Here is a 23,104-nt window from a genome sequence, read left to right as displayed (position 1 = left end):
GATCCTGCCGGTGACTATGTGGAGCTGTTGCCGGACCTGTTATCCGTCCGGCCCCGGCGAAGCGTCTGCTCCGCGTGCTTGAGGATCGGACCGTCGATCATCCGGCCACGGAACTGGAAAACGCCGCCTTCAGACTTGGCTGCCTCCAGCACATCCCCCGCATAGGCCCTCTGCTCATCGGTCGGCAGGTAAGCGTCCCGGATGACGGCCACCTGGCCGGGATGGATACAGGCCGTGGCGGTGAATCCGGACGCCACGGCATCGTTCGCCTCGGCTGCAAGCCCGTCAAGATCGCCAATGTTGATGTAGACAGCGTCCAGCGCGGCTTTGCCCTTGGCCCCGGCCGCCAACAGAACCGAAGACCGGGCCTGCACCGCCACGCCACGGTAGGATCCGTCGTCGTTCCGGCTTGATGTTCCGCCCAGGGATGCGACCAGGTCCTCCGCACCCCACATTAACGCCACCACATTGGGTTCGGCGGCGATGGCGGAGGCGTTGACGACGCCGGCGGCGGTCTCGCAAAGCGCGATGACTTTGAAGCGTGCCAGCTTCCTGAGCTGCTCGGGCGCCTCGGCCTTCGCCAGCATGATCGTGCCGTATGCCGTGTCCGCCAGGGCGTTCAAGTCCAGCTGGAAATCGTCCGTGCTGTCCGGATTAATCCTCACGACAGTACGTTCCGGATCCAGCGGGGTCTCGACCATGGACCGCCGGGCACCGGCCTTGTCCGCCGGCGCCACGGCGTCTTCCAGATCGATAATGACCGCGTCCGCGCGCTCTGCCGCCTTGGCGTAGCGTTCCGGACGGTCGGCCGGGCAGAACAACAGGGATGGGCCCATCGTGAAGGTCATTCCGCCTCCTCGTGGGCGTCCTTGGTCCACATCAGCACCGAGCGGGTCGCGACGGCGACGACGGTCCCCTCCTGGTTCTTCGCGGTGTGTTCCATCGTGACAATGCCCTGGCCAGGGCGGGACGAGGACAGCCGCTTGTCGGTGATGACAGTTTCGGAGTACATCGTGTCGCCGTGGTACAGGGGATGCGGAAATTTCACGTCCTTGAACCCCAGGTTCGCCACGATGGTGCCCTGCGTCAGCTGTGCGACGCCGGAGCCCACCAAAGTGGCGAGAGTGAACATGGAGTTCATCAGCCTTTGGCCGAACGGCTGCTGCTCCGCCCAGGCCGCATCCAGGTGCAGCGACTGGGTATTCATGGTCGCCGTCGTAAACAGCACATTGTCGGTTTCGGTCACGGTGCGGCCCGGCCGGTGCTCATACACGACGTCGAGTTCGAACTCGTCGAAGTACAGCCCCCGCTGGGTGATCTTCCGCCGCGCCGGTTCGTTCCCGCCGGCCGCTACGGTCTCCCCCGCAGTCACTTGACCGTTACGTCGTTAGTGTTCAGCTTTGCGCCCGTCTTGGAGACCACGTCGTCCACGCTGACCCCTGGGGCCGTTTCGCGCAGCACCAGGCCGTCCTCGGTGACGTCGATGACAGCCAGGTCCGTGATGATCCGGTTGACGCAGCCCTTGCCGGTCAGCGGCAGCGAGCATTCCTCGAGGATCTTCGGTCCACCGTTGCGGTCGACATGCTCCATCATGATGATCACCCGTTCGGCGCCGTGGACAAGGTCCATCGCCCCGCCCATGCCCTTGACCATCTTGCCCGGGATCATCCAGTTCGCCAGGTCACCATTGGCGGCGACCTCCATCGCTCCCAGGACTGCAACGTTGACATGGCCGCCACGGATCATTCCGAACGAGGCAGCCGAATCAAAGAGCGCAGCGCCGGCGTTGAGCGTGACCGTTTCCTTGCCGGCATTAATCAGGTCCGGGTCCAGCTCTTCTTCGGTGGGGTACGGTCCAACGCCGAGGATCCCATTCTCCGAATGCAGGACCACCTCCACACCGGCAGGAATGTAGTTCGGAATCAGGGTCGGCATGCCGATGCCCAGATTGACGTACTGGCCGTTTTCCAGTTCCTCGGCAACGCGTGCTGCCAGCTCGTTACGGGTCAGACTCATGACTGTGCTCCTGCCTGTACGCTCGTGGCTGCTTGTTCTTCCTTATTCAGCGACACGGTCCGCTTCTCAATACGCTTCTCAACGTCCGGAGTGACCACCACGCGCTGGACGAAGATGCCAGGCGTATGGATTTCAGCAGGATTGAGCTCACCCGGTTCGACCAGCTCTTCGACCTCGGCGATCGTGATCTTGCCGGCCATCGCGCACAACGGGTTAAAGTTCATCGCCGTGGCGTGGTAAACCAAATTGCCGTGCCGGTCGCCCTTGGCTGCGTGGACGAGGGCGAAATCAGGGGTGGCCGAATGTTCCATCACGTAGTGACGGCCGTCGAACTCCCGCTTTTCCTTGGCTTCCGACGCCTTGGCCACGCCGCCGTCGCCGTCGTACCGCTGCGGAAGACCGCCGTCGCTGATCTGAGTGCCGTAACCGGCCGGAGTGTAGAACGCCGGAATACCGGCACCACCTGCGCGCAGTTTCTCTGCCAGCGTGCCCTGCGGGGTCAGCTCGACCTCGAGCTCGCCCGAAAGGAACTGACGCGCGAACTCCTTGTTCTCACCGACGTAGGAACTGATCGTCCGGCGGATGCGGTGATCCTTGAGCAGCACACCCAGCCCCCAGTCATCCACACCGCAGTTGTTGCTGATGGTTTCCAGCTCACCGGTCCCCTGCTCATGCAGTGCGTCGATCAACGCGACCGGGATGCCGCAGAGACCAAATCCTCCGACAGCCAATGATGCGCCATCCGGAATGTCCGCCACAGCCTCCGCTGCGCTTGCAGCTACCTTGTCGATCAATGTTCCTCCTCGTCGAGATGACCCACGGCCCTTGGACGTTATTATTACAGACCCATATCGCGGGCGATCAGCATCAACTGTACTTCCGTGGTGCCCTCGCCGACTTCGAGAATCTTGGAGTCGCGGTAATGGCGTGCCACCCGGAATTCGTTGATGAACCCATAGCCGCCGAAGATCTGCGTCGCATCGCGGGAATTGTCCATGGCGGCATCGCTGGCCACCATTTTGGCGATCGAGGCCTGTGTCTTGAACGGCTTGCCGGCCAGCATCCGCGAGGCTGCGTCGTAGTAAGCCAGGCGGGCGGTGTGGGCGCGGGCCTGCATCCTGGCGATCTTGAACGAGATCGCCTGGAATTCACCGATGCTCTTGCCGAAGGCCTTGCGCTCCTTGGCGTACTTCAGCGACTCGTCGACACACCCCTGCGCCGCGCCAACGGCCATGGCGGCGACAGCAATCCGGCCCTCGTCCAGGATCTGCACGAAATTCGCATAGCCGCGGCCGAGGGTGCCCAACAGATTCGCTTCCGGAACCCGTACATCCTTCAGCGTCAACGGATGCGTGTCGGAGGCGTTCCAGCCGACCTTGTTGTAGGCCTTTTCGGCCTTGAATCCCGGCGTGTCCGTGGGGACCAGGATGGTGGAGATTTCCTTCTTGACCGAACCGTCGTCGCGCGTTTCCGTGCCGGTCACAGCGGTCACCGTCACCAGTTTGGTGATATCGGTTCCGGAGTTGGTGATGAACTCCTTGGTGCCGTTGATGACCCATTCGCCATTTTCCAGCTTGGCGGTCGTTTTCGTCCCCGACGCGTCCGATCCGGCCTCGGATTCGGTCAGGCCGAAGGCAGCCAGGTTCTTCCCGCTGGCCAGCTGCGGCAGCCATTCCTTCTTCTGCTCTTCGGTGCCGAAGCGGTAGACTGGCATCGCTCCGAGCGAGACACCTGCCTCCAGGGTGATGGCCACGGACTGGTCCACCCGCGCGATCTGCTCGATGGCCAGGCACAGCGCGAAGTAGTCGCCGCCCATGCCGCCGTACTCCTCGGGGAACGGCAGGCCAAAGAGACCCATCTCCGCCATCTGGCTGACGACGTCGTACGGGAAGCTGTGCTCCTCGTCGTGTTTGGCCGAGACCGGCGCGATGACCTCGTCGGCAAATTCGGCAACTGTGTCAACGAGGTCCTGATAGTCCTCGCCAAGCTCAAAATCAGGCATGGTCATGCTCCTTCACTGATGGCTGCAGCAGTATCTGCATCCTGGTCTGCGGTTTCTGTAGTATTTGCGGCGGCTTCGATGCTGGCGACCACCTGGTCCGCCTTGACGAGATCACCGGCTTTGACGGTGACGCTGACAGTTCCCGCCACCATTGCGGTCAATTGGTGCTCCATCTTCATCGCCTCGACGGTCAGGATCGTCTCACCCGCCGCCACGGTGTCCCCGCTGGCCTTGTTGACGGCGATCACGGTTCCAGGCATCGGAGAGCGGACGTCGGGGTGGGCTGTACCTTCCGTCCGGGCGATGCTCGCGAGCTCTTCCGCCAGCTGCTCCTCGCGGCTGCGGACCCTGATTTCGCACGAGAAACCCGCGTCGGCGATAAAGAGGACGTTGCCGCCGTCGTGCCCCTCGGCCATCCGCAGGCTTGTGGTCACGCCGTCGTAGCTGATGCTGATCGCCGCGGGAATTGCCGGGTTGACCTGCAGTCCTGCCTGCACCGGAGCTGCATCCCCGACGACGACGGTGGCTGCGGCGGGCGGGCCGCTGACCTGGACGTCGGTGAAGCTGGTCGCCGAGGTGCCGAGACTGAAACGGGTCGGACGCCATTGTCCGATCCGCCAGCCGCTTGGTTGCGCCCACGGTGAGTGCGCTTCGCCCTTGTGGGCGCCGCCGTACCGTTGCGCGTGGACGAACAGGGCTGCCGCCGACAGGATCCGCTCGTCCGGATGCCGGAACTGGAGCCCTTCCATCTTGCGTTCGATCATTGTGGTGTCGAGATGGCCTGCCTGGACGTCGTCGTCGTTAATCAGCAGCCGGAGGTACTCGATGTTGGTCTGCAGGCCGAGGACGACAGTCCCCGCGAGCGCATTGTCGAGCCGGGCAAGCGCCTGGGACCTGTCCTGCCCCCAGGCGATCACTTTGGCGAGCATCGGGTCGTAGTCGGCACCGACGTCGAGCCCCTCAACCAATGAGCTGTCGACCCGGACGCCGTCGCCGGACGGCTCCAGCAGCTGGAGGATAGTGCCGGTCGTCGGGAGGAAGCCGCGCTCGGGGTTTTCGGCGTACACCCTTGCTTCGATCGAATGGCCTGTCAGCTGGACGTCCTCCTGCCGCAGAGCAAGGTGCTGGCCGGCAGCAACCCGGACCTGCCATTCCACCAGATCCAGTCCGGTGACCATTTCCGTCACCGGATGCTCCACCTGCAGGCGGGTGTTCATCTCCATGAAGAAGAACTCGTCCGGTGAGGCGTCGGAGACGAGGAACTCCACAGTCCCTGCACCGGCATAGTCAACGCTGCGCGCCGCGTTACAGGCCGCCTCGCCGATCCTCGCGCGGGTCGCCGTATCCAGCAGCGGCGACGGCGCTTCCTCGATAACCTTCTGGTGGCGGCGCTGCAGCGAGCACTCGCGCTCACCAAGGTGGATCACCCTGCCATGGTTGTCGGCCAGGACCTGGACTTCGATATGCCGCGGCTGGCGCACCAGCCGTTCCAGGAACAGCGTGTCGTCGCCGAAAGCCGAAGCTGCCACGCGCCGGGCCGTTCCCAGCGTTTCTTCCAGATCTTCGGGACGTTCGACGACGTGCATCCCCTTGCCGCCGCCGCCGGCCGATGGCTTGATCAGCAGTGGGTAGCCGACATCCTCGGCGGCCTCCATCAGCTGCTCGTTGCTCAGCCCGGGTTTGGCTATGCCTGGAACAACCGGAACCGAGTTGGCCGAGACGTGGTTCTTGGAGCGGATCTTGTCGCCCATCACGTTCAACGAATGGACACTTGGACCGATGAACGCCACACCGGCGTCCTGCAGTGCCTGTGCAAACGCCTCATTCTCGCTCAGGAATCCATAACCAGGATGGACGGCCTCGGCGCCGGTGGCCTTGATGGCTTCGAGGATCGCCGGAATGTTCAAGTAGCTTTGCTGCGGAGCGGCCGGCCCGATGTGGACAGCTGTGTCGGCGAGGGCCACATGCTTGGCTCCCCGGTCGGCATCGCTGTAGACCGCGACGGACTGGATGCCCATCGTCCGCAAAGTGCCGATAATGCGGCATGCTATTTCGCCGCGGTTCGCCACCAGGACGGTTCCGAAGGTCCTGGCGTGCTCCGCCGTCGTACTGCCTGCAGCTTCGGTTGAGATGTCCGTTGCAGCGCCTGGTGCATTTGTCGTCTGAATTACTGTCATCGTCCAATCACATCCGGAAGAGGCCGAAGGCGGTATCGCCGATCGGAGCGTTTGCGCATACGTCCAGGGCGAGTCCGAGGACCGTCCGGGTGTCTGCCGGATCGATCACACCGTCATCCCACAGCCGTGCGGTTGAGTAGTAGGGGTTGCCCTGGGCTTCATACTGGTCGCGGATCGGCTTCTTGAACGATTCTTCGTCCTCGGCCGACCATTCCTCGCCTCGGCCTTCAAGTTGCTCGCGCCGGACAGTCGCCAGCACGGAAGAAGCCTGAGGTCCGCCCATCACCGAGATCCGGCTGGCCGGCCAGGTGAACAGGAAGCGCGGAGAGTACGCGCGGCCGCACATCGAGTAGTTCCCGGCGCCAAAGGAGCCGCCGATAATGATGGTGATCTTCGGAACCCGCGTACTGGCGACGGCGGTGACCATCTTGGCGCCGTTCTTGGCGATACCACCGGCCTCGTAGTCGCGGCCGACCATGAAGCCGGAAATGTTCTGCAGGAATACCAGCGGAATGCCCCTCTGGTCGCACAGCTCAATGAAGTGCGCTCCCTTCAGCGCCGACTCACTGAACAGCACGCCGTTATTGGCGACGATGCCTACCGGATGCCCGTGGATCCTGCCGAAGCCGGTGATCAACGAGGTCCCGTATTCCTTCTTGAACTCGTGGAATTCGCTGCCGTCGACAACGCGTGCAATCACTTCGTGAACGTCGTACTGCCCCTGCACATCCGTGGGTACGGCGCCGTAGATTTCGCCGACGTCGGCCTGCGGCGCACGGCTTTCCTCGACATCCCACGGAGCGGCCGTCGGCTTTGGCAGCGTCGAAACGATATCGCGGACGATCTGCAGGGCGTGCTGGTCGTTTTCGGCCAGGTGGTCGGTCACGCCGGAAGTCCTGGAGTGCACCTCGCCGCCGCCGAGGTCTTCAGCGCTGACGATCTCCCCGATCGCCGCCTTCACCAACGGCGGGCCGCCCAGGAAGATCGTGCCCTGGTCGCGGACGATGACGGTTTCATCGCTCATCGCGGGAACGTAGGCGCCGCCGGCGGTGCACGATCCCATCACGGAGGCGATCTGCGGAATCTTCGCGGCGGAGAGATTGGCCTGGTTGTAGAAAATCCGGCCGAAATGCTCCTTGTCCGGGAACACCTCGTCCTGCTTCGGCAGGAACGCCCCGCCCGAATCCACCAGGTAGATGCACGGCAGCTTGTTCTCAAACGCAATCTCCTGCGCCCGCAGGTGCTTCTTCACGGTCATCGGGTAATACGTGCCGCCCTTGACCGTGGCATCGTTGGAAATCACCAGTACGTGGCGGCCGTGCACCAGGCCGACACCGGCGATGAGACCGGCGCCCGGGCACTCGTCGTCGTACATTCCATTGGCAGCCAAGGCGCCGATTTCGAGGAAGGGACTGCCGTCGTCGAGCAGCTGGTCGATCCGCTCGCGTGGCAACAGTTTCCCCCGCGCCACATGGCGTTCCCGCGAGCGTACCGGTCCACCGACCGCGGCGTCGGCCAGCCGCTTCCGCAGATCCTCGGTCAGGGCAGTCTGCGCCTGCTGGTTCTCAACAAAAGTGGAACTGGAAGTGTCCACCCGGCTGGTCAGAGTCTCCATCGACCGCTTTCTCTCGAACTCGCGTTTCTCACTGGATCCAGTCAACGGACCACAGCTACGGTTAGTCAACGCTAACTGAAATTAGGTTAGTATCTATTAACCGGCTTGTCCACACCAGGCCGTGATAAGCCTCACAGAAGGGTACCGCATGAGTGCTGCGCAAGCAGCCAGCGACGGCGCATCACAGACGCTGCGCGGCCGGGCGAAAGCATCCCGGCGGGCTGCCCTGCTTACCGCTGCGGCAAACCTGTTTGCGGCGCGTGGATTCAACGGAGTCTCGATCGAAGACCTCGGCGCGGCAGCCGGGGTGAGCGGCCCCGCAGTCTACCGCCACTTCAACGGCAAACAGGCCGTACTGAGCGCATTGCTGGTGGGTGTAAGCAGGGACCTGTACGACGGCGGCCAGGCAGTGGTCGCTGAATCCGCCGATGCCCGTGCGGCGCTGAAAGGCCTGATCGAATTCCAGGTCGATTTCGCTCTCACAAACCCGGACGTCATACGCGTGCACGACCGGGATCTGGACAGCCTGTCGGAGGAAGACGGAAACAACGTGCGGGCGCTGCAGCGCAAATACGTTGAAGTCTGGGTCAATGTGCTCTCGCAGCTGCACCCGGGGACGGACAAGGCGCAACTGCGGCTCCGTGCACACGCCGCCTTCGGCCTGATCAATTCCACTCCGCACACCACGCACCGCAGGAGAACGTCCAAGGACATCGCTATCCTGCGGCGGATCCTCGAGGAAATGGCACTGGCTGCTTTGACGGTTTAGCGCTAAATCATCGTCAGGATCATTCCCGGTTCAGCCAGAATCGCTCCGATGTCGGCCAGGAACCTCGATCCCTGCTCGCCGTCCACCATCCGGTGGTCGAACGACAGGCTCAGGGTCATCACCTCGCGCAGGCCAACTTCGCCCTGATACTCCCACGGCTGCCTCCGCACCGCACCCATGGCCAGAATCGCCGCCTCGCCCGGGTTCAGGATCGGTGTACCCGCATCAATGCCGAAGACGCCGATATTCGTGATTGAAATCGTGCCGCCGGAGAGGTTTTCCGGGCTGGTCTTGCCTGCCCGCGCCGTCTCGGTGAGGTCGGTCAAGGCGGTCGCCAGTCCGGTCAGGCTGAGCTGCTCGGCGTCCTTAATGTTCGGCACCACAAGGCCGCGTGGCGTCGCGGCCGCAATGCCAAGATTTACATAGCTCATCTGCACGATCTCGCCGTTCGCCTCGTCCCAACGGGAGTTCAGCGAAGGATTCCGGGCCAGAGCGACCATCAGAGCCTTGGACAGGATGGTCAACGGAGTGAGTTTGTAGCCTGCGAAAGCGCGGCTCGCCTTGAGCTTGGCCAGCAACTCCATGGTCGGAGTGACATCGACGGTGAGGAATTCGCTGACATGGGGTGCGGTGAAAGCACTCTTGACCATCGCTGCCGCCGTGTGCTTGCGAACCCCCTTGATCGGAATCCGCACTTCGCGTTCACCGTGGCGGCGGTCCGCGGGAGCTGCTCCAGCCTGCGCCGGTTCTGCAGCCCCTCCGTCGGCGAAGGCCTGAACATCCTGGCGGGTGATCAGCCCGTCCTTGCCCGTCCCCTCCAGCTGGGTCAGATCTACGCCCAGGTCCTTCGCGAGCTTCCGTACCGGCGGCGTCGAGCGCGGACGCTCGGCCGGCTTGGCCGTCGTCGGACTTGATGCCTGTTCAACGGCACCCGTCGTGCCCTGATCCGCCGCGCCTTGTACGGTTTGTTCCACCGGAGCAGCCGCCGCGGACCGGGCAGCGCCGCGTGCCCGCCGCTTGGGACGGCCATCATTCTCGGCAGCCGGGCCGTAGCCGACCAATACCGACTGACGCTCCGGCTTTCCGTTCCCTGCTTTGGACTCCTGTCCAGCATCGGCTCCATCGGCTGCGGGGACTGGTTTGGCGGCGTCATCGCCGGACAATTCCTCGGTCACGTCAATGCTGACGATGGGAGCGCCCACCTGCACGGTGGCGCCTTCGTCTTCATGCAGCGCGGTCACCTTGCCCGCAAACGGCGACGGCAGGTCGACAACAGCCTTGGCCGTCTCCACTTCGGCAATCACCTGGTTGAGCTCAACGGTGTCCCCCACTGCGATCTGCCATTTAACGATTTCCGATTCGGTCAGACCCTCGCCGAGGTCCGGAAGCTTAAAATCCTTGATCATCGCCTACTGGCCCTTCCAGTTACTCAACGAGTTGTCCTTGCCCATGACCCGGTCGACGGCGTCGAGCATCCGGTCCAGATTCGGCAGGAAGTGGTCCTCCAGCTTCGCGGCCGGATACGGCGTATCAAATCCTGTGACCCGTTCCGGTGCCGCCTCCAGATAGTAGAAGCAGCGCTGGGTAATGCTCGCCGCGATCTCGGCACCTAGTCCGCCGAACTGCTGTGCCTCATGCGTGATCACCAGCCGGCCGGTCTTACGGACTGACGCTTCAATGGTTGCAAAATCGATCGGTGACAACGACCGCAGGTCGATCACTTCAACCGATACCCCTTCATCCGAAGCGGCGATGGCGGCGTCGCGGGCGGTTGCCACCAGCGGTCCGAAGCTGACCAGTGTCACGTCGTTGCCGGAATTGACGACGGCGGCGCTCTCCAGGGAGAGAGTGTCCGCCGTAATTTCCTCGTTGACTTCGCCCTTGGTCCAGTACCGGCGCTTGGGTTCAAAGAACAACACGGGATCATCCGAGGCAATCGCCTGGCGGACCATCGTGTGCGCATCCTGGGGGTTGGAGCAGCTCACCACACGGAGACCGGAGGTGTGCGTGAAGTAGGCCTCGGGTGATTCCGAGTGGTGCTCGACTGCACCGATTCCGCCACCGAACGGGACCCGGATGGTGATCGGCATCTTCACCGCACCTCCCGTGCGGTAATGCAGTTTGGCGACCTGGGTGACAATCTGGTCGAAACCCGGGTAGATGAAGCCATCGAACTGGATCTCGCACACCGGCCGGTAACCGCGGTAGGCCAGACCCACTGCCGTGCCAATAATGCCGGCCTCTGCGAGCGGAGTGTCCATCACCCGGTGGGCGCCGAAGTCCTTCTGCAGACCATCGGTGACGCGGAAAACGCCACCAAGCTTGCCGATATCCTCGCCCATCAGGACGACCTTCGGGTCATCTTCGAGGGCCTTGCGGAGTCCGCTGTTAATGGCCCGCGACAACGTCATCGTTGACATCAGTGCCCTCCTTCAAACGACTGTAGGTAATGCGAATATTGGTTCTTTTGCCTGTCCAACCAGGAGCTTGAGGTGCTGTACACATTGTCGAACACACTCAACGCATCCGGCTCCTCCATATTGAGGGTGCCCGCCCGGATTTTCTTCGCGACGTCGTCGGCCTTGGCCTTTACCCCGGCCTGAAACTCCTCGGTCAGCAGATCCTTGCTCTTCAGGTACGCCTCCACCCGCACGATTGGATCCTTGACCTGCCAATCCTCACGCTCGAGGACATCGACATAGCGGGAGGGATCATCGGATGTCGTATGCGGCCCCATCCGGTAAGTAACTGCCTCGATGAATGTTGGGCCGTTTCCGCTGCGGGCACGGTCGAGGGCGATACGCGTCGCCGCCATCACTGCAAGAACATCATTGCCATCGACCCGCATGCTGGGAATGCCGAAACCCGGAGCACGGCCGGCAATCGGAGTGCGTGCCTGCAGGCCCACCGGCTCGGAGATCGCCCACTGATTGTTCTGGCAGAAGAAAACCACCGGAGCCTGATAGCTCGCTGCGAAAATCATCGCCTCGTTGACGTCGCCCTGACTCGTTGCACCGTCACCGAAGTAGGAGATAGCGACCGTGTCGACTCCATCCTGCTGGCAGCCGAGGGCATAACCGGTCGCGTGCAGAGTCTGAGCCCCAATGATCACCTGGGACGGAGCCATATTGATGTCGTAGGGGTTCCAGCCGGCATGGGCATTTCCGCGCCAGACGCGCATGATGTCGGTGTAGTCGACGCCCCTGCAATAAGCCACGCCGTTCTCGCGGTAGCTCCCGAAGACGAAATCGTCCTCCCGCAACGTGCGCCCGGAGCCGATCTGGGCAGCCTCCTGGCCCAGCAGCGGCGGCCACAGTCCCAGCTCACCCTGACGCTGCAGGGCCGTCGCTTCAGTGTCGATCCGCCGCACGACAACCATGTCCTCGTACAGGGACTTGAGCTGAGCGTCGTCCACGTCCTCGACCCAGGAGTCGTAGTCCGCATTCTTGACACGTTCGCCAGTGGGCGAAAGCAGTTGGACGAGTCCGCCGTCGTCAACGGAACTCATGTCATTTCTGGACACAGTGCACGCAACCTTAATCCGTCGTCTTGCAGCTGCGGGAAACCTCCGCAGCTCTGAAGGGCTCCATTACCCAAAGCTATTGTGACGATACTCACGCAGCTCATTGAGTACAACAGAGGAACAAAAAACTGAACATTGTGCCCAGTTTTGCCCCGAACCGTCATGCTACCGTTGCGCAATATGCAAGCTATTGATGGTACCGACACCCGGCTGTTGATCGCCCTCGCCAAAGACCCGCGCCGCACCGTTGTGTCGCTGGCCCAAAAGCTCGGACTCTCCCGAAACACTGTACAGGCACGCATGGCGCAGCTGGAAAGAAAGTCGGTGTTCCTGTCGTTCGAACGCCGGATCAATCCGGCCGCTCTGGGCTACCCCCTAATGGCATTCATTTCGGTACATGTGCAGCAGCAAAAATTACAGCAATTAGCCAAAGAACTATCGGAAATACCGGAAGTAATTGAAGCCTTCGGCCTTGCGGGCCAGGCAGATCTGCTGGTGCGGGTGGTCTCCGTGGACGCAGAGGATCTGTTCCGCATAAATGGCAAAATTCTTGGCTGTACCGGGGTCGAGCGGACCGATACTTCGCTGGCCATGGGTGAGCTGATTCCCTTCCGGATGGAACCGCTGCTCGAAAAGGGCCCCAGGCCGGCGCCGTAGCCGCCGGAAAACAATGACAGCTTCACGTTATGCTCGGAAGTATCGGAATAAGAGCTTGCCCGCAACGATGCCAAGCGCCCGATGAGAGTGACGCTCAATGGCACCGCGGGTCGTTAGAAAGTGTGTGACGATGCGCGTTGGTGTTCCCCGCGAAGTGAAAAACAACGAATTCCGCGTGGCCATCACGCCCTCGGGTGTGCAGGATCTGGTCCAGGCCGGCCATGAGGTTTACGTTGAGACGGATGCCGGCCTGGGCAGCGCCATCACGAATGAGGACTATACCGGCGCGGGGGCAGTCATTGTCGAAACTGCCGATGAGACCTGGGACAAGGCTGAACTGCTCCTGAAGGTGAAGGAACCCGTCCAGTCGGAATACCATCACTTCCGCGATGACCTGACACTTTTTACCTTCCTGCACTTAGCAGCGGACCGGGCACTGACAGAAGAGCTCTGCACTAGCAAGGTCACTTCCATCGCGTATGAAACGGTCCAATTGCCGGACGGTTCCCTGCCGCTGCTGGCCCCCATGAGTGAAGTTGCCGGCCGCTTGGCACCACAAGCGGGGGCTGCGACGCTGCTCAAAGCAAATGGCGGACGAGGAGTGCTGATGGGCGGCGTCCCCGGCACCCACCCTGCCGACGTCGTCGTCATAGGCGGTGGCGTTGCAGGAGCCAACGCGGTCGCTATGGCAGTGGGAATGCACGCCAGCGTGACAGTACTCGACACGAACCTCAACCGCTTGCGGGAAATTGACGCGCTGTACGCAGGCCGGGTCCACACAGTGGCGAGCAACGCGCTCGAACTCGAAAAAGCCGTCACCAACGCCGACCTCGTCATCGGAGCCGTGCTGGTGGCAGGCTCGAAAGCCCCCACTCTCGTCTCCAATGAACTTGTTTCCCGGATGCGGCCAGGCGCGGTCTTGGTGGATATCTCCGTCGATCAGGGCGGATGCTTCGAAGATTCACGGCCGACCACCCATGCGGATCCGACCTTCATGGTTCATGACGCTGTCTTCTACTGCGTGGCAAATATGCCGGGGGCTGTCCCACACACATCCACATATGCATTGACCAACGCCACATTGCCATACGTCAAAGCCATCGCCGCCGATGGGTTCGACGCCGCCGCCGAACGCCTGCCGCAGCTGAAACCTGGTCTCAATACGAGGTCCGGAGAGGTGACTTTCGAACCCGTCCGCCGGGCGCACAGCTTATAACAGCGGCTATCACGGCAATTAAATTGCACCGCTGACAAAGTTTTCCACTAACACGATACGCCCCGCACCCATCCGGACAGGGGCCTGGCTCGAACTCTAAGTGAAAACCCGCAATCGGGTTTCCACAAGAAAGAGGGATTCCTCAGGAATTCCCGTCAGGAAGGGTAATAACAATGAAGACCTCACCCAATCGGTTACTGGCCACTGTTTTTGGAGCGGTATACCTGCTGGTCGGCATTCTCGGCTTCTTCGTCACATCCGGCGTCGGTTTCTTCGCCACAGAAGGCCGGAACTTGATCATCTTTGAGGTTAATCCGCTTCACAACGTCATCCACTTGGCTATCGGAGCCGCCTTGCTGATCGCGGGGATGAAATCCGTCGCCGCAGCCAAGAGCGTCAACATCGCTGTAGGCGCTGTCTATCTCCTGGTCGGTGTTGTCGGACTGTTCATCCTCGACTCCGCGCTCAACATCATCGCTCTGAACGGAGCCGACAACGTACTTCACCTGGCAAGTGCCGTTCTGCTGCTGGGCGTCGGCTTGTCCCAGGACAAGGCGGTTCGTACCAGCCGTCAGCACCATATGGCCTAAGTGATGGCCAATTACGCAGGGGTTGCTGCACCGGCATCGTTTTCGCCGGTGCAGCAACCTGACCGTGCCTCTGAAGGAACCGTGCTGCGCGAAGCCACCCGATTGCTGGCCGCATTCGCCGGATTCGGTGCCGCTTTGTTGACATTCGGCATAAGTTCCAATCTGGCTTACGCCTCATCCGAGTTTGGTGCAGTGACCTACCCAGCCGCCGTTGTGGCCGGGTTGTGGGCCCTGTGCCTCGTCGCATGGTCGATTATGACGATGCGCAGAGGCGTCATCGTCCGGGTGAAACCAATGGTGTCGATGCTTTCCCTCACATCGATGATGTTGCTTGGTTCTTTGGTCCACTCAGTTTGGATCTCGACTTCAGAAGCAAGTGAATTCGACGCCACAGTGGCCGGAGCCCTGGCCCTTCAGCTGATCATGCTGGCCGCGGTTGGGTATCTGCGGCGGCTTGGCCCCCGGCCCACCAGCGGATCCCTTCCAGCGGCAAAGCTCTTGCTTGGCCTGGCAGCGGCCGCGACGCTGGTCTCTGCCATTACTGTCCCGGGACTGGCCGCCACAACAGCCGGTGACTTTGCTGTTCCGCATGGCAGCCACGGAACTCCAGCCGACGGTGCTGCTGTCGATAAGGCTGATCTCGACAAGTTGGAGCATATCGGCCACTGACCGCTGTAAACTGCCGCCCTGCCTGGATACCTATTCAGCAGGGCGGCTCTTTTTGTTGTTGGCTATGAATACCACCGCCGTTTCAGAATGGTGGTGGGGTTTGGTCCTGGTCGCCGGTTGGAGTGTTGTCAACATTTTTGGGGTCCCAGGGGTCGAAACGGTGACCGGTGTCCGTGCGGTAGCGGCGGGCGTCTTTGCGGCTGGTGAGCACGGGTCCTTCGGGTTTGGTGGTGTAGGTTCGTCCTGCAGGTGAGGTGGACGTGATGGTGCCATCTTTGTCTTGGGTGTCTTTCCATCCGCAGGCGGTTTTAAGCAGGTGATGTTTGGCGCAGTAGCACTTCACCGACTCGTAGTCGGTGGTCCCGCCGGCCGCCCACGGTTTCGTGTGGTCGAGTTCGGTGAACATCGCGGCCCGGTTGCATCCGGGGGCGCGGCAACATCGGTCGCGGATTTGGATCATCCGTTTCAGATCTGCCGGTACTTTGTAGGTGTCCCGGCCGAAGGAGATCATGGCCCCGGTTTCGGGGTGGGTGAGGATCCGTTTGAACGAGGACGCTCCCGCGCATAGTTTTCGGGCGGTTTCGTCATCCATGGGGCCGTAACCTTCAAGCTCGGCAGGCTCTTCGGACAGGCCCAGCAGGGTCAGCACGGGCACGGTGACGAGTACTTCGGCCTTTATCTGGTCGTAGTTCGGCAGGTGTGGCTCTGCCACGGTCTGTCCGGAAGTAGTGCCGGTTGAGCCGGGTGCCGGGTTCCCGCCCCTGCCGCCGGGCTGGTTGCTGCGATCGCCGGGATTTGCGCCTTCATCGAGGTTATCGGCGTTGTTGTTGTCGTCGTTCCGGCCTGCGATGGGCCCGGCGGGGGTGAAGCCGGCGCCGAGGAGAAGATCGGTGAACACGTCGGCGCACAGTTGAGTCCCGGTTCGTTCCTCGTCCGGACCGCGGAGGTTCCGGGCGGCGGAGTTGATGCGGTTGAATGCGGCTGTGGCGGCTTCGGCGGGCAGGTACGCGCCGAACCAGGCCATGCCGTCTTCGCCGGGCTGGAGGTAGATCCTGCGGTCGCAGGCTGCTTTCTCCTTCCGCCGGGCGATGGAGTCCGGGTGCATCCGCTCCCGCAGCCGACTCGCCTTGCCGGACAGTTTCGGCCGCGGCAATCCCGGTGCTTCGGAGAGAAGTTCCTGTTCGAATTCCGCTTGGGCGTCCTCGGGGAGGGTCTGTGCCTGATTGACGATGACCATGGCTTGCTCCCGGTTCAGGGTCCCGGATTCGAGGCGGTCGAGAGTGGAGGGGAAAGAGCCGACCAGTTCGTTGCTTTCGAAGACCAGTTTCTGCGCCGTCTTCCCCGCCAGCGTCAGCGCGCCGCTGACTTCGGCCTCGACGTTCATCCGGGCCAGGCCCTCTTCATTGCGGTTCGGTCCGACCGGGTCGGCTTGCGGCACCGTCCCTGCCGCGGTGTCACAGAGGCGGATGACCAGGCGGGCTTTGAGCCCTTCTGCCCAGGCAATAAGCTGGCCGGCCGAGACCAGGGCCCGGGTGGCTTCGTGGTACGACAAGTCCCCGGGGTTCACGTCGCCGAGCGGTCCGGCCAATTCCGGCAGCTCAAAGACACCAGCGGGAGCGTCTGCGCTGTTCCCGCCCTCTGGAGCTTCCTCGTTTGCCATACCTTCAGTACACCAGCCGGCACCGACAATATTGGAACAGGAAGACGAGAAGGAATAACGAAACAATAACGGAATCAGCAACACGCGGTAGGGAGCAACCCGCGGGTAGGGGGCCGCCGCGGAAAGGGGCCCAGCGATTCAGGTAGGCGCATGGCTTCAGCGTTCCGCGATCCAACTCCGCCCTTATCACAGACCATCCCCCTCCCAAGCGCCGACCCTCGCCGCCCACGCGAAACGGCCCCCAACAAAGATCTGCCGGGGGCCGCTCGTGTAATGCCTGACTAGTGTTCGACTGCCTTTTCGGCTCCAACACCGGTCAGCGACCGTACTTCCATTTCGGCCTGCTTTTGGACGTTTTCCAACTTCTTATCCGTGACAGTTCCCAACCAGCCGAGCAGGAACGCCAGCGGGATGGAAACGATGCCCGGGTTACTCAGCGGGAACCAGGCGAAATCGGCTCCCTCGATCATCGACGTTTCTGTTCCGGAGACAACCGGCGAGAATGCGATGAGCAGCATAGCTGTGCCGAGGCCGCCGTACATGCTCCAAACCGCTCCCCTCGTGGTGAACCGACGCCAGAACAGTGAGTAGATGATGGTCGGCAGGTTCGCACTGGCTGCCACGGCGAAGGCCAGGGCGACAAGGAATGCCACGTTCTGTCCTTGAGCGCCGATACCTCCAAGAATGGAAATGACACCGATGACGACGACGGTCCGACGCGCCACCTTAACCTCGCCATCGGGCGGCACATTCCCCTTCTTGACCACGTTGGCGTAGATGTCATGTGCAAAGGAGGCTGCTGCGGTAATAGTTAGTCCTGCCACGACCGCGAGGATCGTTGCAAACGCCACCGCCGAGATAAAGCCAAGCAGCAGTGGACCGCCCAATTCGAAGGCCAGCAGCGGTGCGGCCGAATTTACGCCACCCGGCGCATTTTCGATCCTGTCGGCGCCAATCAGCGCTCCGGCCCCGTAGCCCAGCACCAGCGTGAACAGATAGAACAAACCGATCAGCCAGATTGCCCAAACGACTGAGCGCCGGGCTTCCTTGGCCGTCGGCACAGTGTAGAAGCGCATCAAAACGTGCGGCAGTGCGGCCGTTCCCAGTACCAATGCCAGGGCAAGGGAGATGAAGTCCAACTTGGTCGTGGCATTGTCTCCATATGCACCACCGGGGTTGAGGATATCCGAAGTACCGGCGGTTTCGACGGCATGTCCGAGCAGTTCCGAAAGATTGAATCCGTGCAGCGCAAGGACCCAGATGGTCATTGCGGCCGCGCCGGTGATGAGCAGGCAAGCCTTGATAATCTGCACCCAGGTGGTGCCTTTCATCCCGCCAACCAGCACGTACAAAATCATCAAGCCGCCGACGACGGTGATCACCAGTGACTGGCCGAGCTCATCCCGGATGCCCAACAACAGCGATACGAGTGCTCCCGCGCCTGCCATCTGTGCCAACAGGTAGAAGAAACATACGGCCAGGGTGGTGATGGCTGCAGCGATTCTGATCGGACGCTGCTTCAAGCGGAAGGAGAGGACATCCGCCATCGTGAATTTGCCGGTGTTGCGCATAAGTTCAGCGACCAGCAGCAGTGCGACCAGCCAGGCAACCAGGAAACCGATGGAGTAAAGGAAGCCGTCATAACCATTGATCGCGATCGCGCCGACGATGCCGAGGAACGACGCAGCGGAAAGGTAATCGCCGGCGATGGCGGTACCGTTCTGTGGTCCGGTGAATGAACGGCCGGCCGCATAGTAATCCGCCGCCGTCTTATTGTTCCGGCTCGCGCGGAGCACGACGATCAGGGTAACGCTGACGAACAGCGCAAAGATCGTGATGTTAACCCACGGACTTCCCACCGTTTCCTCAGCTCCGGTCTGGGCGAGGATGTTGATATTGCTCACTTCTTCTCCTCCGTGATCTGCTCCAGGTCCCGCCGCATGTCTGCCGCGATGGGATCCAGCCGCTTATTCGCATAGCTGACGTACCACATGGTGATTCCGAACGTGGTGACGAACTGCAGCAGGCCCAAAAGCAATCCGATGTTGATATTTCCGAAAACGGGGGTGGACATGAATTCGTGCGCATAGTCAGCCAACAACACGTAGAGGAAGTACCAGAGCAAAAAGGCAATCGCCATTGGGAAGACAAAACTCCGGTGGCGTTTCCGCAGCGTCTGGAATTGTTCGGATTTCTGCACTACTTCGAAGTCGACCGCGGCTTCAAGTTCCTCATCGGTCGGCGGGGTATCGTCCGCCATAATTCCTCCTTGGGTGGACATAGTCGCGCACTTCGGAGACGGGCTCTTTCCTGACTCTCAGACGCGTTCATGTGACTGTAGTCACTTTTGTACGCCGCGATGCCTATTTCCTAGCCCCGGCAGCGACCGCATCGGTGGAAGGCGTGCTGCATGCGTTGAACGGTCGGCTGTGACGATGAACGGCAGACTTCCAAAGCGGCCGATTTGGGTGTTGGACGACCTGGCGACAGCCAATCGGCCGCAAGTCCCGCCCTTCTGAGCCGCCCACGTTTCCTCTGGCACTCCTGCCGATAAGGTTGTCTTCATGCCTATCTCCGCCGCCGAGCTGCTGGTGATCGCCGCCGTCGTTCTTGCCGCAGTGGTTGTTGTCTTGGCAATTGGATTTAAGCTGTCGCGGCCCAGGGATCTAGGCAGCGACGCCGACCAAGCGACCTATAGGACGCTGCACACCGCAGCGCTTGCGTCGAAGTATCTGCGGCAGGGCCTGGATCCGGAAGGTGCGGCCAAGGCGAGCCGGCACCTTCGGACGCTGCTGGCCTGCGAAGCCCTGACACTCACGGATGAGTCGGCGCAGCTGGCGTGGGATGGTCCGGGCGATGCCAATCCTGATGCTGCGATGAGGCTCGCGGGAAAGGTGCTGTCCACCGGCCGGACGCAAGTCTTCCGCAAGGGTGATTTGCAGGCGGCGGGACCTGCTGGACGGGGCGCAGCTGGACCGGACCCGCAATCTCCCCTCCGCGAGGCGGTCTTCTCCCCTATCCAGGTCGGTCCGCGCGTGGTGGGCACTGTTGGGGCCTATGCGCCGCATGTGGGTGCGGGGCTGATCCGTGCTGCGAACGAAGTGGCTGCGTGGGTGTCGACGCAGGTTGAACTGGCCGACCTCGACTCCTCGAAAAACCAACTCATAGAGGCCGAGGTCCGGGCGCTGAGGGCGCAGATCAGTCCGCACTTCATCTACAACTCCCTGAACGCCATCGCCTCGTTCATCCACACCGATCCGGCCCGCGCCCGTGAACTCGTAGTTGAGTTCGCCGATTTCACCCGCTACTCCTTCCGCCGGCACGGCGACTTCACCACGCTGGCGGAAGAGCTCAAGGCGATCGACAGATACCTGCTGCTGGAACGTGCCCGGTTCGGCGAGCGCCTGCAGGTGAGTCTGCAGATCGGTCCGGAGGTGCTGAGTACCGTCGTGCCATATCTGTCGCTGCAGCCGCTGGTCGAAAACGCGGTCCGCCATGGGTTGGAGCGGAAGGACGGCGTCGGCCATATTGAAATCAAGGCGCACGACGCCGGCCCTCATGCAGAGGTGACGATTGAAGACGATGGCGTGGGGATGGATCCGGAACATCTTCGCTCGGTCCTGGCCGGACATGCCGCCGGCGACCATGTGGGCCTGCGGAATGTGGATTCCCGGCTGCGGCAGGTCTACGGCGATGATCACGGTCTTGTCGTGGACACGGCGCCCGGCGCGGGAACGTTGATCACCTTGCGGGTGCCAAAGTTCCAGCCGGACCACCAACCGTGAGGCACAGTAATGTTTAACCCATGCTGAACGTGGTCGTTGCCGATGACGAACTCCCCGCCGTGGAGGAACTCGCCTATTTGCTGGGCCAGGACGATCGGATTGGCGCCATCCACCGGGCCACCAGCGGCGCCGAGGCTTTGCGAGCCCTGGAGGATCACGACGTCGATGCGCTGTTCCTCGACATTCATATGCCGGCTCTGTCCGGGCTCGACATCGCCCGGGTGATTTCGCGTTTCACCAAACCTCCCGCCGTCGTCTTTGTCACTGCTGATGATGACCTTGCGCTGGAAGCTTTCAATCTGGCTGCCGTGGACTATCTGCTCAAGCCGGTCCGGCCGGAAAGGCTGATGGAAACAATCGGCCGGATCCGTGAAATCAGGGACGACGGCGACGACAAGGCCGATGTGATTACGGTCGACCAGGGCGGGATCACCAGGATGATCCGCCTCGATGAGGTTCGATACGTCCAGGCGCAGGGCGACTACGCGCGATTGCACACCGCCGATTCCAGCTACCTTGTCCGGATTCCGCTAACCGATCTTCAACAGCAGTGGTCCGCACAGGATTTCGTCCGGATCCACCGCTCCTATCTGGTGTCCATGAATTACGTGACGTCGGTGAAGCTCACGGCAGGCCGGGCCAGTGTCACGTTGGACGATGTGCAACTGCCGGTCAGCCGCCGCCACCTTCCGCTGTTGCGCCGGGTGCTGGAGACGACGAGGATCAGGCCGCAATCGTGACGGGGAGCGATACCGGACCAGGGAGCGGCAAACCAAAACCGGGAAGCGAAAATCCCGGGCAGAACCGGCCGGAACGGGTGCGCGTTACGGCGCCGCGGTCGAAGGCAACGGTCGCCCCGGACAGTTTCCGGCTGTCGCGCGAAGTGGCCGAGCATTCCGCCGTCGGCGACGTCTTCGTCAGGTCGTTGATCCGCAGCCAGTTGCGCCTCGCGCTCGTCGTGGCAGGCGGGTTCTTGCTGATCCTGCTCGGGGTGCCCGTGCTGATGGGGCTGTTTCCGGTTCTGGAGGATGTCTCCGTCCTGACGATTCCCGTCTCCTGGCTGATCCTTGGCGCGCTGATCTACCCGGTGATGTGCCTGTGCGCCTGGTTGTATATCCGCAGCGCCACCCGGAATGAAGCACGGTACCGGGATCTGGTGGGTGAGCAGTAGGCGTGAATCCGCTGATCGGCTATGCCGCCATCGCAGCCGTGTCGATCATGACGGTGGTGATCAGTATTTACGGCCTGCGCATTTCCCGCACGACCGGGGATTTCTATGTCGCCTCGCGCACGGTGCCGCCGTGGTGGAATGCCTCCGCGATCGGCGGCGAATACCTGTCGGCCGCGAGTTTCCTGGGCGTGGCAGGACTGATCCTGATTTCCGGCGTCGACGGGCTTTGGTTTCCAATTGGCTACACCGCCGGGTACCTGATGCTGCTGCTCTTTGTCGCCGCTCCCCTGCGCCGCTCGGGCGCGTACACCGTTCCGGATTTCGCTGAGGCGCGGCTGCAATCCCGGCAGGCCCGCGGCTTCACCAGCATCCTGGTCATCGTGGTCAGCTGGCTCTACATCGTTCCGCAGCTGCACGGTGCGGCGTTGACCCTGGGCATCGCGACCGGGCTGCCGTCGTGGCTGGGCGCCGTCGTCGTCATGGTGGTGGTCTGCATTTCCGTGATCACCGGCGGAATGCGCTCCATTACCTTCGCGCAGGCCTTCCAATTCTGGCTGAAACTGACCGCCATCGCCGTACCCATAGTCTTTGCGCTGCTGGTGCTCGGCAATACCGGCCAGCCGATCACCGACGGCGGAGCCGCGTTCCGGCAGGAACTGAATACCGTTCCGGACCCGTCAATCTACAGGAACGTCTCGCTGGTCTTCTCACTGCTGCTCGGCACTCTCGGGTTGCCGCATGTGCTCGTCCGTTTCTATACCAACCCCGATGGCGCGTCGGCGAGGAGGACGACGCTGATTGTGCTCGCCCTGCTGGGCGTTTTCTACCTCTTCCCCACCATGTATGGCGTCCTTGCCCGGCTGTACACTCCGGAACTGTCCAACGCCGGCGCGTCTGATTCCACCGTGCTGCTGCTCCCGGGCGAACTGGTGGGCGGCACCGCGGGTGCGTTCCTGTCGGCTTTGGTGATCGCAGGAGCCTTCGCGGCGTTCCTGTCGACGACGTCGGGCCTGCTGGTTTCGTCGGCGGGGGTGATCAGCCAGGACGTATTCGACGGCGGTGTGTTCGGCTTCCGGATCGCGGCCCTGCTTTCGGCCGTCGTCCCTTTGGTCCTGGCGTTGATGACTGACTCGCTCGCCCTGGCCGGCAGCGTGGGGCTGGTCTTCGCCTTTACGGCTTCCACAATCGCGCCGCTGCTGCTACTGGGGATCTGGTGGCATGGGCTGTCGGATGCCGGCGCGCTGGCCGGTATGG

The 23,104-nt window shown here is 62.2% G+C and carries 22 protein-coding genes; 9 read left to right on the top strand and 13 right to left on the bottom strand.

The genetic code is table 11. The features are described from left to right. Nucleotides 1–14: 14 nt before the first annotated feature. The 7 genes from Y707_RS0118680 to Y707_RS0118650 are packed head-to-tail and all read right to left on the bottom strand — an operon-like array spanning nucleotide 15 to nucleotide 7,810. Entirely contained in the window at nucleotides 15–848 is an 834-nt protein-coding gene (locus Y707_RS0118680; protein ID WP_026536206.1) for an HpcH/HpaI aldolase/citrate lyase family protein, read from the bottom strand. Then, nucleotides 845–1,372, bottom strand: a complete 528-nt coding sequence (locus Y707_RS0118675; protein WP_051442193.1) for a MaoC family dehydratase — start codon at nucleotides 1,370–1,372, stop codon at nucleotides 845–847. Before Y707_RS0118675 ends, Y707_RS0118680 begins: the two co-directional genes overlap by 4 nt. Next, nucleotides 1,369–2,016 (bottom strand): CoA transferase subunit B, encoded by a 648-nt coding sequence (locus Y707_RS0118670; RefSeq protein ID WP_026536204.1) that lies wholly within the window; start codon nucleotides 2,014–2,016, stop codon nucleotides 1,369–1,371. The genes Y707_RS0118675 and Y707_RS0118670 overlap by 4 nt, the downstream gene beginning before the upstream one ends. Further along, the gene (locus Y707_RS0118665; RefSeq protein ID WP_026536203.1) at nucleotides 2,013–2,810 is read right to left on the bottom strand and encodes a CoA transferase subunit A; all 798 of its coding nucleotides are present in this window, start codon (nucleotides 2,808–2,810) and stop codon (nucleotides 2,013–2,015) included. Before Y707_RS0118665 ends, Y707_RS0118670 begins: the two co-directional genes overlap by 4 nt. 44 nt (nucleotides 2,811–2,854) lie before the next feature. After that, nucleotides 2,855–4,018: an acyl-CoA dehydrogenase family protein gene (locus tag Y707_RS0118660; RefSeq protein WP_026536202.1), complete on the bottom strand. Its 1,164-nt coding sequence runs from the start codon at nucleotides 4,016–4,018 to the stop codon at nucleotides 2,855–2,857. 2 nt (nucleotides 4,019–4,020) lie between these two features. Beyond that, nucleotides 4,021–6,195 (bottom strand): acetyl-CoA carboxylase biotin carboxylase subunit, encoded by a 2,175-nt coding sequence (locus Y707_RS0118655; protein ID WP_026536201.1) that lies wholly within the window; start codon nucleotides 6,193–6,195, stop codon nucleotides 4,021–4,023. 7 nt (nucleotides 6,196–6,202) lie between these two features. Continuing rightward, nucleotides 6,203–7,810, bottom strand: coding sequence for a carboxyl transferase domain-containing protein (locus tag Y707_RS0118650; RefSeq protein ID WP_026536200.1), 1,608 nt, complete (start codon nucleotides 7,808–7,810; stop codon nucleotides 6,203–6,205). 148 nt (nucleotides 7,811–7,958) lie between these two features. Here Y707_RS0118650 and Y707_RS0118645 point away from each other — a divergent pair, with 148 nt between their 5' ends. After that, complete coding sequence (locus Y707_RS0118645) at nucleotides 7,959–8,579, top strand: SACE_7040 family transcriptional regulator (protein WP_026536199.1); 621 nt, start codon at nucleotides 7,959–7,961, stop codon at nucleotides 8,577–8,579. A 2-nt stretch (nucleotides 8,580–8,581) separates the two neighbouring features. Here the strand turns inward: Y707_RS0118645 and Y707_RS0118640 are convergent, their stop codons facing one another. Genes Y707_RS0118640 through pdhA form a run of 3 tightly spaced genes read right to left on the bottom strand, consistent with a single transcriptional unit; the run spans nucleotide 8,582 to nucleotide 12,087 of the window. Then, the gene (locus tag Y707_RS0118640; RefSeq protein WP_026536198.1) at nucleotides 8,582–9,985 is read right to left on the bottom strand and encodes a dihydrolipoamide acetyltransferase family protein; all 1,404 of its coding nucleotides are present in this window, start codon (nucleotides 9,983–9,985) and stop codon (nucleotides 8,582–8,584) included. Nucleotides 9,986–9,988: 3 nt separating this feature from the next. Beyond that, a complete protein-coding gene (locus Y707_RS0118635; protein WP_026536197.1) occupies nucleotides 9,989–10,999 on the bottom strand; it encodes an alpha-ketoacid dehydrogenase subunit beta in 1,011 nt (336 codons plus the stop codon). Beyond that, entirely contained in the window at nucleotides 10,999–12,087 is a 1,089-nt protein-coding gene (pdhA, locus tag Y707_RS27485; protein WP_051442192.1) for a pyruvate dehydrogenase (acetyl-transferring) E1 component subunit alpha, read from the bottom strand. The genes Y707_RS0118635 and pdhA overlap by 1 nt, the downstream gene beginning before the upstream one ends. A 195-nt stretch (nucleotides 12,088–12,282) precedes the next feature. On the opposite strand from pdhA, the gene Y707_RS0118625 reads away from it, so the two are divergent. The 4 genes from Y707_RS0118625 (at nucleotide 12,283) to Y707_RS29190 (ending at nucleotide 15,234) form a co-directional block, all read left to right on the top strand. Beyond that, nucleotides 12,283–12,759: an Lrp/AsnC family transcriptional regulator gene (locus tag Y707_RS0118625; RefSeq protein WP_026536196.1), complete on the top strand. Its 477-nt coding sequence runs from the start codon at nucleotides 12,283–12,285 to the stop codon at nucleotides 12,757–12,759. Between the two features lie 130 nt (nucleotides 12,760–12,889). Continuing rightward, nucleotides 12,890–13,975, top strand: coding sequence for an alanine dehydrogenase (gene ald / locus Y707_RS0118620; protein WP_026536195.1), 1,086 nt, complete (start codon nucleotides 12,890–12,892; stop codon nucleotides 13,973–13,975). 173 nt (nucleotides 13,976–14,148) lie between these two features. Continuing rightward, complete coding sequence (locus tag Y707_RS0118615; RefSeq protein ID WP_026536194.1) at nucleotides 14,149–14,565, top strand: DUF4383 domain-containing protein; 417 nt, start codon at nucleotides 14,149–14,151, stop codon at nucleotides 14,563–14,565. Further along, a complete protein-coding gene (locus Y707_RS29190; protein WP_026536193.1) occupies nucleotides 14,566–15,234 on the top strand; it encodes a hypothetical protein in 669 nt (222 codons plus the stop codon). Between the two features lie 82 nt (nucleotides 15,235–15,316). Here Y707_RS29190 and Y707_RS0118605 read toward each other — a convergent pair whose 3' ends face one another. The 3 genes from Y707_RS0118605 to Y707_RS0118595 form a co-directional block, all read right to left on the bottom strand. Continuing rightward, nucleotides 15,317–16,894: an HNH endonuclease signature motif containing protein gene (locus Y707_RS0118605; RefSeq protein WP_026536192.1), complete on the bottom strand. Its 1,578-nt coding sequence runs from the start codon at nucleotides 16,892–16,894 to the stop codon at nucleotides 15,317–15,319. Nucleotides 16,895–17,175: 281 nt separating this feature from the next. Beyond that, the gene (locus Y707_RS0118600) at nucleotides 17,176–18,798 is read right to left on the bottom strand and encodes a monocarboxylic acid transporter (protein WP_051442191.1); all 1,623 of its coding nucleotides are present in this window, start codon (nucleotides 18,796–18,798) and stop codon (nucleotides 17,176–17,178) included. Further along, complete coding sequence (locus Y707_RS0118595) at nucleotides 18,795–19,154, bottom strand: DUF485 domain-containing protein (protein ID WP_026536190.1); 360 nt, start codon at nucleotides 19,152–19,154, stop codon at nucleotides 18,795–18,797. The genes Y707_RS0118600 and Y707_RS0118595 overlap by 4 nt, the downstream gene beginning before the upstream one ends. 304 nt (nucleotides 19,155–19,458) lie before the next feature. Between Y707_RS0118595 and Y707_RS0118590 the strand changes: the two genes are divergently transcribed. The 4 genes from Y707_RS0118590 to Y707_RS27475 form a co-directional block, all read left to right on the top strand. Further along, on the top strand, nucleotides 19,459–20,679 hold the full coding sequence (locus Y707_RS0118590; protein WP_051442190.1) for a sensor histidine kinase: 1,221 nt from the start codon (nucleotides 19,459–19,461) through the stop codon (nucleotides 20,677–20,679). 20 nt (nucleotides 20,680–20,699) lie between these two features. After that, nucleotides 20,700–21,419 carry a LytR/AlgR family response regulator transcription factor gene (locus tag Y707_RS0118585; RefSeq protein WP_026536188.1) on the top strand — a complete coding sequence of 240 codons (720 nt, stop codon included), beginning with the start codon at nucleotides 20,700–20,702 and terminating at the stop codon, nucleotides 21,417–21,419. A 77-nt stretch (nucleotides 21,420–21,496) separates the two neighbouring features. Continuing rightward, on the top strand, nucleotides 21,497–21,850 hold the full coding sequence (locus tag Y707_RS0118580; protein WP_026536187.1) for a DUF485 domain-containing protein: 354 nt from the start codon (nucleotides 21,497–21,499) through the stop codon (nucleotides 21,848–21,850). 2 nt (nucleotides 21,851–21,852) lie between these two features. Further along, on the top strand, nucleotides 21,853–23,104 hold a 1,252-nt coding region (locus tag Y707_RS27475), incomplete at its 3' end, for a sodium/solute symporter (protein WP_035782600.1).

Source organism: Arthrobacter sp. H14 (genome assembly GCF_000520495.1).
Lineage (GTDB): Bacteria > Actinomycetota > Actinomycetes > Actinomycetales > Micrococcaceae > Arthrobacter_C.
Note: the sequence above shows the minus strand (reverse complement) of the source record. Positions and strands in the feature narration are given on the sequence as shown.